Origin of the sequence: Aquicoccus sp. SU-CL01552, assembly GCF_040365005.1 — a bacterium.
Taxonomy (GTDB): Bacteria; Pseudomonadota; Alphaproteobacteria; order Rhodobacterales; family Rhodobacteraceae; genus Antarcticimicrobium.
The window spans coordinates 284,655-297,386 of record NZ_BAABWV010000003.1 but is presented as its reverse complement, the minus strand read 5'-3'; the positions used below and the strand labels follow the sequence as shown (position 1 = coordinate 297,386).

General features: G+C 63.0%; 12 protein-coding genes and 1 tRNA gene. 8 read left to right on the top strand and 5 right to left on the bottom strand.

The genetic code is table 11. The features are described from left to right. Window positions 1–184 precede the first annotated feature (184 nt). From ABWV23_RS05645 to ABWV23_RS05620, 6 genes are all read left to right on the top strand, one after another. Window positions 185–261: transfer RNA gene (locus ABWV23_RS05645), tRNA-Met, on the top strand. 161 nt (window positions 262–422) lie between these two features. After that, window positions 423–770, top strand: coding sequence for a DUF1496 domain-containing protein (locus tag ABWV23_RS05640; RefSeq protein WP_353345816.1), 348 nt, complete (start codon window positions 423–425; stop codon window positions 768–770). A 259-nt stretch (window positions 771–1,029) separates the two neighbouring features. Further along, complete coding sequence (locus tag ABWV23_RS05635) at window positions 1,030–2,001, top strand: response regulator transcription factor (RefSeq protein ID WP_353345814.1); 972 nt, start codon at window positions 1,030–1,032, stop codon at window positions 1,999–2,001. A 284-nt stretch (window positions 2,002–2,285) separates the two neighbouring features. Next, window positions 2,286–2,630, top strand: a complete 345-nt coding sequence (locus ABWV23_RS05630) for an Hpt domain-containing protein (RefSeq protein ID WP_353345812.1) — start codon at window positions 2,286–2,288, stop codon at window positions 2,628–2,630. Next, a complete protein-coding gene (locus tag ABWV23_RS05625; RefSeq protein ID WP_353345810.1) occupies window positions 2,620–5,943 on the top strand; it encodes a PhnD/SsuA/transferrin family substrate-binding protein in 3,324 nt (1,107 codons plus the stop codon). The genes ABWV23_RS05630 and ABWV23_RS05625 overlap by 11 nt, the downstream gene beginning before the upstream one ends. Window positions 5,944–5,991: 48 nt before the next feature. After that, window positions 5,992–6,387, top strand: coding sequence for a response regulator (locus tag ABWV23_RS05620; protein ID WP_353345808.1), 396 nt, complete (start codon window positions 5,992–5,994; stop codon window positions 6,385–6,387). A 10-nt stretch (window positions 6,388–6,397) separates the two neighbouring features. Here the strand turns inward: ABWV23_RS05620 and ABWV23_RS05615 are convergent, their stop codons facing one another. Both ABWV23_RS05615 and motA read right to left on the bottom strand, forming a co-directional pair. Continuing rightward, entirely contained in the window at window positions 6,398–6,829 is a 432-nt protein-coding gene (locus ABWV23_RS05615) for a hypothetical protein (protein ID WP_353345806.1), read from the bottom strand. A 4-nt stretch (window positions 6,830–6,833) separates the two neighbouring features. Continuing rightward, window positions 6,834–7,703, bottom strand: a complete 870-nt coding sequence (motA, locus tag ABWV23_RS05610) for a flagellar motor stator protein MotA (RefSeq protein WP_353345804.1) — start codon at window positions 7,701–7,703, stop codon at window positions 6,834–6,836. A gap of 210 nt (window positions 7,704–7,913) precedes the next feature. Between motA and ABWV23_RS05605 the strand changes: the two genes are divergently transcribed. Further along, window positions 7,914–9,110, top strand: coding sequence for a hypothetical protein (locus ABWV23_RS05605; RefSeq protein ID WP_353345802.1), 1,197 nt, complete (start codon window positions 7,914–7,916; stop codon window positions 9,108–9,110). A 58-nt stretch (window positions 9,111–9,168) separates the two neighbouring features. Here ABWV23_RS05605 and ABWV23_RS05600 read toward each other — a convergent pair whose 3' ends face one another. The 3 genes from ABWV23_RS05600 to ABWV23_RS05590 form a co-directional block, all read right to left on the bottom strand. Then, entirely contained in the window at window positions 9,169–10,404 is a 1,236-nt protein-coding gene (locus ABWV23_RS05600; protein WP_353345800.1) for a flagellar motor protein MotB, read from the bottom strand. A 180-nt stretch (window positions 10,405–10,584) separates the two neighbouring features. Further along, complete coding sequence (locus tag ABWV23_RS05595) at window positions 10,585–11,085, bottom strand: Ros/MucR family transcriptional regulator (RefSeq protein WP_353345798.1); 501 nt, start codon at window positions 11,083–11,085, stop codon at window positions 10,585–10,587. A 126-nt stretch (window positions 11,086–11,211) separates the two neighbouring features. Further along, entirely contained in the window at window positions 11,212–11,472 is a 261-nt protein-coding gene (locus ABWV23_RS05590) for a hypothetical protein (RefSeq protein ID WP_353345796.1), read from the bottom strand. A 360-nt stretch (window positions 11,473–11,832) separates the two neighbouring features. Between ABWV23_RS05590 and ABWV23_RS05585 the strand changes: the two genes are divergently transcribed. Continuing rightward, on the top strand, window positions 11,833–12,564 hold the full coding sequence (locus ABWV23_RS05585) for a response regulator transcription factor (RefSeq protein ID WP_353345794.1): 732 nt from the start codon (window positions 11,833–11,835) through the stop codon (window positions 12,562–12,564). The last annotated feature ends 168 nt before the right edge of the window (window positions 12,565–12,732 follow it).

Sequence of the window (12,732 nt, the reverse complement as noted above, 5' to 3'; positions counted from 1 at the left end):
GTATGATCGAAAACAAGATAACCAAAATTCAGAAAAAATGCGACGCATCAGAGGCCTTTCGCTCAGGTGTGCAAGGCTCGCGCCTGTGGCAAAACCGAGGCGCGCCTAGGGACGAAAAAAAGAAAGAAACATCCCTGAAAGGCCTTGTGGCCGCCCAACGATATCACTAAATACACCCTACTGGCGCGGGATGGAGCAGTCCGGTAGCTCGTCAGGCTCATAACCTGAAGGTCGCAGGTTCAAATCCTGCTCCCGCAACCAAATCGCAGAGCCCCGGAGAGACATCCTCTCCGGGGCTCTTGCGTTTCAAGCCGGCATGACCGCGTTGCCCCGGGCGTTGGGCCACCGCGCTTGTGGAATTGATCTGGGGATTTGCGACCAGACCTCATATCCTTGCGGCGGTCAGCCGGAGGACGATTGAAATGAACGAGACCCAGAAAACGGCGACCCATGCCGGGCGTGCGATGTTGACCGCGGGCAGTATTGCGGTCGGGCTGGCGATGACCCTCGGGTCGGTCGCACGGTCGGAACAACCTTCCACGGCCTTTGGGGCGAGTCCCCTGCCCGCGCATGTGGAGCTTCGCTTTTGTTATTACGCGGGCCTTGCCTATTCGCCTGGGGCGACGATCTCGGTCGAGGCGCCGGTTCGCCGCGAAATCGTTACCGACACGCGACGAAAGATCCTCCGCTGCGTCTCCGATGGCGAGTCGACCGGCCGCCACCGTTGGCAAGAGGTGGATCCGGATGCGCAGGATCCATTTCGCAACTGATGGCCTAGACTGCCCGGAATCCGGGCGATTTCCGGGAAAACCAAGGGTGCAACCGCCGGCGGGTAGGATCTGCCGTGACACAACCGTCACTGGGCCAAATTTGCGCCACATTTGTACCGCTAGATGATTCCAGACAAAGCAGCGGGTGAGAACGGTCCTGCATCAAGGCAGACGCCGCCCGTGATCGAATTAATGCGCAGAAGCGCTTCAAGGCGATGTGACCGTCGGCAGAACACGGGCGGAAACACTGGAGAACGACATGAGAATCCTTGCGGTAGACGACGACGAACTGATCCGGGAGTTGCTTTTGGCGACGCTCGAAGCGCATGGCTATTCCGAAGTGACCCTGGCCGAAAGCGGCGAGGACGCGCTGCGCAAGATCGCGGCGGCGGGCACCCCGTTCGACACCTTTATGTTCGACATCCAGATGCCGGGCATGGACGGTATCGACCTGACCCGCCAGGTCCGCGACATGGCGCATTACCGCGATGCGCCGATCGTGATGATCACGGCGATGAACCAGAAAGATTACATCGACCGGGCCTTCCTTGCTGGCGCGACCGATTACGTGACCAAGCCATTCGACACCACGGAGTTGATCACCCGCATCCGCCTGGCGGACAAGCTCCAGGCGGAAACCCGTCGGGCCGCCATCGCGACCAAGAGCCCGACCCACGCCGAACGCCACAAGCCCGCCTTTGCCGAGGCCGTCGCGATCGAAGAGATCAAGGGCTACGTCTCGAACGGTGTCCTGCAGAACTACGTCATGATCATGAAGGAGCAAAAGCAGTTCTCGATCGGGGCTTTTGCCGTTCGCGTCCCGGAACTGGAGCGGGTTCATGCGGCGTCTTCGGCCGAGGAGTTTGCCTATGTGGTAACGGACGTGGCCGAGGTGCTCTCGGACGCGCTGGTCGGCACGCAGGCCTTCGTCTCCTACATCGGGGGCGGGGTGTTCATGTGCGTCGGGCCGCGGAGGATGCTCCCGCAACCCGAGCCGATGCGGGATCACCTGGTTGCCATGCTCAACGACCCGGAACTTGTATACTGCGAAGAGATCACCACCAGCTTTACCGCCCAGGTTGGAGAGCCGGCATCGCCCAAGTTGCTGGAGCGGCGCGATGATCTTCGGTTCCTGGACCGGGCGGTTGAAAACCTGAGCGCGGTACCGAAGCGCAATCCGCTGAGCCAATCGCACAAGGCATCTGCCCGGGTGATCTCCCACGCCGCCTGAGTTTCTCGGTGATCAATATCCTGAAATCGGGATTTCTGAGCGCTCTGACCTTTCCGGGTCGGGCGCTCAGTGCGTTCGGAAGGCGTTGCCAATGCGCATCAGTTGTTGCCAAAACGGCGACAACCACGCAAATTTTTAAACATTCCTTAAATGAGATTGGTCTATTGCCTCATTGCTGCCGGTTTTCATGAATACTGAGTTAACCGACGAAACAATAGGCGACGGGGAAGCGCCAAAATAAAAAAGCAGGCAGAGCGGGTTGGAAAAATCAAATGGTACAAAGGTTGAACGCCGACACGGCGACACAGCTCAGCGCAGGTCTCGCGCGCATACGTGAGCGGTTCATCTCGTCCCTTTCGGACCGGGTCGATGAACTTTACGATCTATTGGGAGATTTGCAGCACGAAGAGGACTGGCGGGACGCCTGTGCCGATATTCGGGCGCGCGCGCACAAACTCCACGGCATATGCGGCAGCGTCGGCTTCGATGAAATTGGCACCAAGGCCGCGACCCTCGAAGTGAAAATCGATGCCCTCGATGCCGAGATTCATCCCGCGGAAATTGACGACGTAAAGGATCTTCTCAACCAGCTCCTCGACGAGATGGAACAGAACCTCGATGCTGCGTAAGGCGGCCAAGTCGTTTTTCGAAACCATGTGCCGCCCTCAGGGATCCCCGGTTCTTGCGTTTCTTGCCCTGTTCCTTGTCGTCGGACTTGGCGGGTTCGCGCCCGTGACGGCGCGGGCGCAGGTTGATACGGCTGAGGCTGACATCGTCCCCTTTCGGATCGGAGTGCTGGCCAGCGAAGGCGCCACGCGGACCATGGAGGCCTGGACGCCGACCGCCGAGTTGCTGAACCAGGCGGCGCAGGCGCAGGGGCTACCTTACCATTTCAGTATCGCCCCCTACACTGCCACTTCTCTCATGCAGGCGATCGGCGACGAGCAGATCGCCCTCTTGCTGACCGACCCCGCGTCCTTCGTGGCGGCCGAGGTCGAGAGCCAGGCCCGCCCGCTGTTGTCGGCGGCGCATATGTGGCAGGGCCGGACCTATGACCAGACCGGGGCCGTGATCTTTGCCCGCGCCGACAGCTCGATCCGGGACATCCGCCAATTGGACGGTCGCAAGATCATGGCGGTCGACCCGGGCGATTTCAGCGGTTGGTGGTTGGCGGCGCAGGAGTTTCGCAAGCGCAGGATGGACCCGCGGCAGGTGGTCTCGGAACTGGTGTTCTCCGGCGGCAACCAGCGCGAGGTGGTCTATGCCGTCCAATCCGGGTTGGTGGATGCCGGCGTGGTGCGCGCGGGGCTGCTGGAGGACTTGGCCGAAAAGGACGTGGTCGACCTGAAGGATTTCGCCCCGGTCTCGCCGATCGCGCATGACGAGTTCCCCTTTTGGGCGTCGACCCCGCTTTACCCCGACTGGGTCCTCTCGGCCCTGCCCGAGGTGCCCGAACCGGTCCTGGGGATGGTCATCAACACCTTGCTCGGCGTGACGGTGGACAGCCCCCAGTCCAGGGCTGCCGGCGGGGCGCTGTGGCAGGCGCCGCAAAACTATCAATCGGTGCACGACCTGCTGATTTCGCTGCGCGCCCGGCCCTATGAGAATTACCTGCTGCAGGCGGCGAACCGGATCTTTCGGGCCTATCGTTTGCCGATCCTGGCGGCCATCGCCGCAACCTTGGTGTCGCTGGCCTTTCTTGCCCATGAGCTTCAGCGCAACATCCAGCTTGCCGAGGATCGCCGCAATGTGCTGCAGTCCGAGGTGCGCTCCAAGGAGTTCTATCGCAAGGCCGTCGAGGAACACACGGTGTTCTGCATGCTGACGCGGGACGGGCGGATTTCCTACGTCAATGACCGCTTCTGCGAGATGGCGGATCGCCGGCGCCGGGACATCGTGAACAAACCTCTTGTCGCCCTGTTGGATGAGATGGATGCGGATACGCGGATTGAAGAAATTGTCGGCTCGATGCAGATGGGCGCCGCCTGGAACGGGCCGTTGCAGATTCGCAAGGAAGACGGCACCCTTGCCTGGGTCGAATGCAGCTGCATTCCGGTGACCGGGGCCAATGACCAGTTGAGTGAAATTGCAGTTGTTGCCACGGACATGACCCAGATTCGCAAGGGCATCTCCGACGAACGCTTCAACGACTCGCTGGAGCTGATCGACGATCAGGTCGTGGTGTTGCGCCCGGACACCCTGGAAATGCTGTATTGCAACAAGGCAGCGGTTCGGCGTCTTGTCCGCGATCGTATGGGCGGCGAATGGAAGGGCAAGCGGGTCGGACACTTCATTACCGACGCGGATCTGAATACCTTGGAAATGCGGCGTGACCTTTTGATCGAAGGACCGCAGCGGCGCCTGACATGGGAGGTGACGACCAAGTCGGGAACCCCCTATGAGATCAGCCTCGAATACGTGCAGCCCGACCACGACGAGCCGCGCCTGATCGCGATCTACCGCGACATCACGGAACGCAAGCAGGCCGAGAGGGCAAAGAATGAATTCATCTCTACCGTCAGCCACGAGCTGCGCACGCCGCTGACCTCGATGAAGGGCGCGCTCGGGCTGGCGTTGTCCGGCTCGGTGGGCGACATGTCCGACCCGGTGAAGAAGATGGTTTCGATGGCCAGCACCAATTGCGACCGGCTGGCCTTGCTGATCAACGACATCCTCGACCTTGAAAAGATCGAGGCCGGCAAGATGGACTTCAACATGGAAGAGCTCGACCTTGCCGAGCTGCTTGCTGCCGCGCAGGAGGCAAACCGTTTTTACGCCGAGAAGTTCGGCGTGATCCTGCGTTGCGAAGTCGACAACGACGGTCAACCTTTGACGACGCGGGGGGATCGCAACAGGTTGATGCAGGTGATGGACAACTTGCTGTCGAACGCGGCCAAGTTTTCGCCAATTGGCGCCGAAATCGTGATCTGGCTGCGACCGCATCGCGGCGGTCTCCGCATTTCGGTGCGGGATTTCGGCACAGGCATCCCGAAGGCCGCGCAGCCGACGATCTTCGACAAGTTCACCCAGGTCGACAGCTCCGATACCCGCTCAAAGGGCGGAACGGGCCTTGGCCTGTCGATCGTCAAGCGGATCGTCGAGGAGCATCAGGGGGCCATCTTTTTCAAGAGCCAGCAGGGCGAGGGCTCGGAGTTCTTTGTGGACCTGCCGCGGTTGCGCGGCGACGTTTTGACCGAGGCGGACACCTCGGTGGCAGAGGGGCAAGACAGAACAATCGCGTTCTCGGACTTGCCCGGCCCCACGAACATCAAGCCGCAGAATGCCGATGACGCAGCCCTTGCCGCGCTTGTGTCCCTGCTGCGACAGGACGGGAGCCGGGTCGAGGTCGAAGGCGGTCAGGTTCTGGCAAGCCAGGTCGCGCGCGGCGTGGGCGTTGCCAGCCAATCATCGGCGTCAAGCTGGTTGGGCGAGCAGGGTCGGAACCTGTTCAAGCGGATGAGCGAGCAAGGATCGCTGGAAAATCGACCGGTCAAGGTGCTGGAGATCGCCGCGGATCAGACGCCGGATGGCGCGCCGACGGAGTCGCCCGACGGATCTCTTGCCGCTCTCGCGACCTGGCTGCAAGAGGTGTGCGCGCCGGCACCGGGCGCCCCGGCGATCCGGGTTCTGCAGCTGGAGGACGGGGCGCGCGCGGTTGGACCGATCCCTGACGGGATCGAGATCCGGCGCGTCGGCACTGCGGCCGATGCGATCGAGATGGCCGGGCAGGGCGGGTTCGACGTTGTCGCCGCGCACCAGACCGGTCCCGAGGCCGACGTGACCTGTGTGCTGCCGGTCGCCACCGGAAGACTGCCGCAAACCCTCCCGATCCTGACCATCGTTGCCCGGAAGAACCCGGGTGCGACCGGCCGGGGGGTTGTTTCGAAATTCGCACGTCCCGCTGGCGGAGGCCGGGGCAAGGCTCGCCGCAAGGCGGTTTAACCATGGCCCGCCACGGCGGGCGCAACGGAAGAAGAAAGGAAGACTGTCTTGGCTGAACTGACAAAGATCCTTCATATCGAGGACGAAAGCGACATCCGCGAGATTGCCCATATGGCACTGGACATGATCGGCGGATTCGAGGTGATGCAGGCCGGTTGCGGATCGGAGGCCCTCGAGGTGATCGAGGCCTTCGCGCCTGATCTGATCCTGACCGATGTCCAGATGCCGGGGATGACCGGGCCAGAGACCCTTGTGGCCATACGCGCCCTGCCGGGGTACGAGCAGGTGCCGGGTATCTACATGACCGCCAAGGTCATGGAGTCGGAGCGCGAGGCGCTGCTCAAGGCGCATGACCTCGGGGTGATCACCAAGCCGTTCGATCCGACTACCCTGGCCACCGAGATCCGGGAAATCTGGGCCGCCGGGATCGCCGACGCCGCCTGACGCCGCCGGCTTATTCCATACGGCGTCGCAGGTAGACGTTTCGGGCGATCTCCTCGGTTTCGGCCATCTCCTGACGGGTCTCGTGCTGACGCTGCTGTTCCAGCGACGTGTCTAGCGCCGCATCGTTGGTCTTCGCCTCGCGATAGCTGCCCAGCAGTTGTGCCTCGATCTGCGCTGCCTTCTGCTGCAAGGCGTCCAATTTCCCGGTCAGAAAAACGCGTCGTGCCTCGACCGCGCGCAGAAACCCCGCCAGATAGGGCGCCCCCTCGGGCGAGGTGACATGTCCTTCCTGTTCGGCGCGGGTTTGAAGGGCCGCCAGTTCCTCTTGCAGCGCGGCCTGTTCTGCCCGGATCGACGTCATGCGCGCGGCGTATCCGTCGATCTCGTGCTGCTTGATTTTCTGGATCAACCTGAGCGCCGAGATCCTGCGTCGCGTCGGCATGGCATCAGGCCGCCTCGGCCATGTCCTGCCGCGCCTCTTCCATCTCGTAGAAGTTCGGTTGCAGCTTGGTCGGGATGTTGCCGCGGCCGATCTCGATACAGATCGTCGGCGAATGGTCATGCAGGACCGCGATGAAGATGTCGCGGATCACCGCGTAAAAGGCACCGTCCTGCTCCTCGATGTCGGCAAGCCGACCGGCGACCGGCGCCACGAACAGATAGGCGAGGAACACCCCGAGGAAGGTCCCCACAAGCGCACCGCCGATCATCTCGCCCAGCACCGCCGGGGGTTTGTCGATCGACCCCATGGTCTTGATCACGCCCAGGACCGCCGCGACGATGCCGATCGCCGGCAGCGCATCGGCCACGGTGGTCAGCCCGTGCGAGGCGGCCAGTGACTCGTGGTGGTGTTTCTTCAGCTTCTTGTTGATCACGTCCTCGGTCTGGAACGGATCGTCGAACTGCAGCGCCAGCATGCGGAAACTGTCGGTGATCAGGTCGATCGCGAAGTGATCCTTTTGCAGCTTGGGGAACTGCGAAAAGATCTGGCTGTCGTGCGGATTCTCGATATGCGGATCAAGCGCGAGGATGCCGTCCTTCTGGTACATCCGGGTCAGCGTGTACATCAGGTTCAGAAGGTCGATGTAATCCTGCTGCTTCCACTTTGGCCCCTTGAAGGCCTTGAACACCGATTTCGTGGTTTCGATGATCTGGCCAAAGGAATTGGCGGCGATGAACGATCCCAGCGCCGCACCGCCGATCATCATCCCCTCGAAGGGCATGGCGTGCAGGATGACCCCCATCTCGCCGCCCGACAGCATGTAGCCGCCGAACACCAGGCCGATGACGAGGATGAAGCCGAGAACGATGGTCATGACGCGATACAGTCCGTTGGGCTGACACAGGCCGCCGACAGCCGGTTCCTTCTGACGTTCTAGGTTATACGGCGTTCCGGCAAGAATAAAACAAAAAGTTTGCCGATAATCCGCAAAATAGCATCAAAAACCCAAGAATAATTGACAAGATCTAGGCAGATGATACAGGATTTATTCATGTACCGTGTGGGTGCGGAAAGGATGCATCGCATGTCTGGCAAGGAAAAGGTGATGGCTGTCCTTATGGGGCCGGTCGAAGTGCGCCAGACATTTCGCGACTGGCCCGAGAAGATGTGCCTTGCCGTCTGCCTGATGGAGAGCGGCGACTGCCAGTTGATCGTGTTTCACCGGGACGAGGCCGAGGTGTTTCCTGCCCGCCTGCAGGCGCACCTTCGTTTGACCGGGCAGGAGCTGTGCTTTTTCCCGGCGGTTCCGGGATACGCATCACGGTCCCTTCTTTATTCCGACGAACGCCGATTGCTGTCGCTGGTGGCCGAGGCCCCGGAGATCGTCGAGGAGGCCTCCGACTATGCCGTCAACTACGCTTTCGCGCAGGAAGAGGGGCTGGACCCCGCGGTCTTTCTCGGTGTCGAGGCAGGTCCGGCGCGGGCCGGTTCGGATCGCACCTCGGCGACCCCTGACCCGGCCGCTTTCGTATCGTGTCGCGGCAAATCGGCGGCCGCCGTGGCGGATGCTGCGCGCTCGTCGCGCAGCGGGCGGGTGCGCAAGGCGCTTTTGCCCGGGTTCATGCAGCGGGCGACGCCGACCCAGCCGGGACCACGGTTCCGCTCGGCGCGCGAACTCGCCCTCACGGAGATGCCGCCAGTGGCCTGCATCATCCGGCCCGAGGCAAACGGCTGGATTCTGGTCGAACGGCTCGGGGCCGGCGGGGCCGATATCCGGATCGGCGATCCCGACCTGATTTACCTGCGCGACGACCGCAATGTTGTCGCGATCCGGCTGGAACCGCCCTGGGACATGGCCTCGCCATTGCCAGGCCGGATCTGGATTCGGACCAAGAGCCTGCCGTCCAGCCTACGGATGGTATTCGCCGACGGCGCCGGGGCGGCGGAACTGACCGGAAGCGGCGCGTTCCTGTACCTTCGGCCTGAGCCGGCACCGGCCCGGATCCCGCAAACTAATGTGCAGACCCTGCCCGAAACGGAGGCGGAGCCAGAGGGCGACCAGCCGCAGCCGGACGAACCCGCGCAGGTTGCCGCCGCGCAGGGGCGCAAACGCCGGTATCGTCGTCGCCTGCTGGCGCTGACCGGCATCGCGGCGGCCCTGGTCCTGATGCAGGTGGGCATGCAACTGGGTGACTTGGGCGATCCCGGCTCTCTGGGGGCCGAGGCCCCGATCGACTGGGACCGTTTCCGCAGCGCGTGGCAGGCGGCACGCGCGGGCTGAGAAAGGTGACAAGGCTCCGCCCGGGGGGCAGAGCCTGTCGCTTCACATCGCCATCGGCCTAGCGCAGGGCGTTGCGCAGATCCTCGAAAACCGAAGCCTCCAGCTGGGTGACCTGCTCCGGCGCGTTCTGGGGCACGACCCTGGTCTCGCGAGAGGCCGGTGCGTTGATGACGGGCGGTGTTTCCACCGGCGCGGTTCCGACCGCGTTGGCCTCGGCGTCGGAACTCCGCTTGGTAACCGGGTGGCCCGCCGGTTTCGGCTTGCGGTATTCCAACAGCACCGTGATCCGGCGGTTGGACGGATCGAGCGGGTTGTCGGGCACCAGCAGCTCGGTGTCGGCCATGCCGGACACCCGGGTGATGCGGGACTGCGCGACGCCCGATTTCAATAGCACGCGGCGCATCGCATTGGCCCGGTCCGAGGACAGGTCCCAGTTGTCATAGGCGACCCGGTTGGTGAACGGAACGGCATCGGTATGGCCCGAGATCACGATGTTGTTGGGCATGTCGGCCAGCGATCCCCCCAGCTTTTCCATCAGGTCCTGCGTGGCGCCGCGCATCTCGGCGCTGCCGGAGTTGAACATCGGCTGGCCCTGCTGATCGACCACCTGGATGCGCAGGCCCTCGGGCGTCTTTTCAAAGATCACGTTCTTTTCCAGCGGCTTCAGGTCGGGGTTTTCCTGGATGGCCTGGCGCAGCTCGGACTCGAGCGCGGCGAACTGCGCACTATCGGCGGCGTACAGGGCGCGGGCCTCGGCCGCAGCGGCATCCGCGATCTTCTGGTCATTGGGCTGACCGGGTGTCCAAGTGGTGCGGGTTTGATTGCCATTGCCGTCGGCGGTGCTGCCGTCGTCCTGCAGGGCGAACTTGGAGGGCGCGCCCGCCGCCGGGTTCTCGAACTCGCCCTTGTGGGTTCCCGGCGTGATCTCACTCGGGTCGGAGGTGGGGGTGATGTCCATCACCTCCCATTTGGCGGGGCTGGGCTCGTCGACCTCGCCAAAGTCGTTGCCGCGCGCCACGATCTCTCCACGTGACGCGTTCAGCGTTCCCGGCGGACCGAAGGTGGCCCCGTCCAGTAGGCCGCTGCCGCTGGGCATGGTCGCATTGGTGAAATACTCGGCGATGCCGCGCAGCTTCTGCTCGTCGGCCGAGGACAGGATCCACAGCAGCAGGAAGAACGCCATCATGGCGGTCATGAAGTCCGCATAGGCGACCTTCCATGCCCCTCCGTGGTGGCCGCTCTCCTCGATGATCTCGACCTTGCGGACGATGGTCTGTTTCTTCTTCGCTGCCATTCGGGTCTGCCTCGTGAGGGCCGGTTCAACCGGATAAGACGACCGGCCGCACACAGGATGCGGGTCGGCACTTCACAAGGTATCGGTGCGGAAGGTGCGCTCAGATGGGCGCAATTCAGACAAGTTTTGGGCAGTCCACAGGGAATTAAGGCGGTGGCGACGGGTCGCGCCGGGACGGTATCAGTCGGCGTCGGTGTCCGATGGGTCCGCGTGATCGCGCTGGTACTTGCCCAGACCGACACGCTTGGCATAGGCGGCCTTGCGTTCGGAATAGTTCGGCGCCACCAGCGGCATGTCCTCGGGCAGGCCGAAGAGGGTGCGGTATTCCTCTTCCGTGAGGCCATGTTCGGCCTTGAGATGACGCTTGAGCATGGTGAAACCGCGCCCGCAACACAGGCAGAACACCTTGTCATCGGTCACCGCCTTGTCGATCGGAACCGCCGGCACCGGGGTTCCGGTGGTCACGCGGGCGGGGCCACCTGCCTCCGGTATGGATCCCGGGGCGGTTGTGGGGAGATCTTCGAGCGACGAAAACACGTCAGAGAGCCGGAGGGCCAACGCCACGATGTCGTCGGGGCTGGTATCGGCGCGACCGGCATAGGCGGCGACGACCCGGGCAACCGCGTCGGTGACCGTTGCCTTCGGCGGGGTCGGTGCGGCGTCTGATTCGTTCGCGTTCATGAGCCCTGGGTCCCGTATTTACGTCAGCCGCCTAGCGCAATCTGCGCAGGCTAAGTGTGTCGCCGGAACGATGTCAAGAACACCGCCATTGGCCGATCCGTCGTGACCCGTGTCTGCACGCAATGCTCACGCGCGTCCTTGCGGGCGGTTGCGTCCGGCGGCTGCGGATCTGCCCACGCGCAGGGATCTCGACTTGGCGGCGTGATAGGCCGGCCCCAGCGGTGTCGGCTGGGAACCAGTTTGCTGCTCCGGTTCTGCCCCCTGTTTCGGGGCGGACGGGGGGATGCGACCGATGGAAATCGTCTTGTTGGCGCTGTGCAGGACTTCGGACAGAAAGGCGTCGTCTTCGACCACCGCGAGCAGGCGCTTGACCCGGTCCGCGGCCACGATCGCGGCATGACGTCCAACCCTGTTGCTTCTTGATCCTGACATTGCCACCCCGGCTGCTCTTTCCAGCGGTGCACCTCGTCGCGCCGCCGTCCGTATATAGTCGTGCCTCAGCCAAGGTATATGGCCTGCCGGGTTAAATTTTGGTCAAAACTTCCAAGGACAGTGAAAGGAAATGGTTACGATCCGATTAAAATCCCATGTTTTGATGCGGATTGTTCTTGCTGATCCCTGGCTGTTCTTCCCCTTTCGGGCGGTCCAAATGTCGCTGGCATCAAGCCTGTCGGCGCGGTTAAACTCCCGCCGCCGGGTGCCTTTTGGTCGATTTCGGGCACCGGCAAGCAGGCAGGAGCGTGCGCAGTGACCCAATCGGATGAACGCGAAGACCGTCTCTTCGCCCTGATCGTCGAGGAAGACATGGCGATGCGCATCGCGCTGGATCACTTGTTCTCGGTGATCCTGAGTCGCCGTGCCCATGCCGTGGCCACGGCCGACGAGGCAAGCGCGTTGTTGGATCAGGGCAGGTGGCCACGGGTTCTGATCGTGGGGGGCGGCGATGTGCCGGGCCGGACGCTGACCTTGATCCGCACCGCCGCGGACCTGCACCCTGCGCCCGTCATTTTTTTCCTGGATTGGCGCGACCGGCCCGAGGCAGGCGTCGAGGCCTTCCTGGCCGGGGCCGATGACGTGGTTTGTGCCCCGGTGTCGCTGAAAGAGTTCGCATTGCGGTTGCGGGCCCGGATCGGTGCCGAGGAGAGCGGGATGCTCGGAGACCGGGTCGATCTGCGCGCGGATTGGGACGCCGAGGCCGATATCGTCTGCCGTTCCGGGTTGACCGAGGCCGAGGCCCAGGTGGTCAACGTGCTGCTGGCAAACAGCGGCGAGATCGTGACGCGCGACGCCCTGAGTCATGCGATCGACCATCGTCCCTGGACCTATGGCGACCGGAAATTCGATGTTCATGTCGCCAAGATACGCAAGAAACTGACTGCCGCCTTCGGTCAACGGATCTCGGTGCGCACGGTGCGATCCTCCGGCTATGTCCTCACGCTCGAACCCGTCGCCTCGACGCCGCCTGCACCGGTCGAATAGGCTCCGCGCGACTCGTTCTTCGGTCTCAAGGTGGGATTCGACGAGGAAACGCCGCCGGCCGGATCGCGTCAAGCATCGAATTGTAAATCTGTCCCTGTGCATATCTCGACCTTCAACCCGTAGTGGTTGCGCCAACCTGTTGTGTATCTGCAGGCGGTGGGGGCTAGA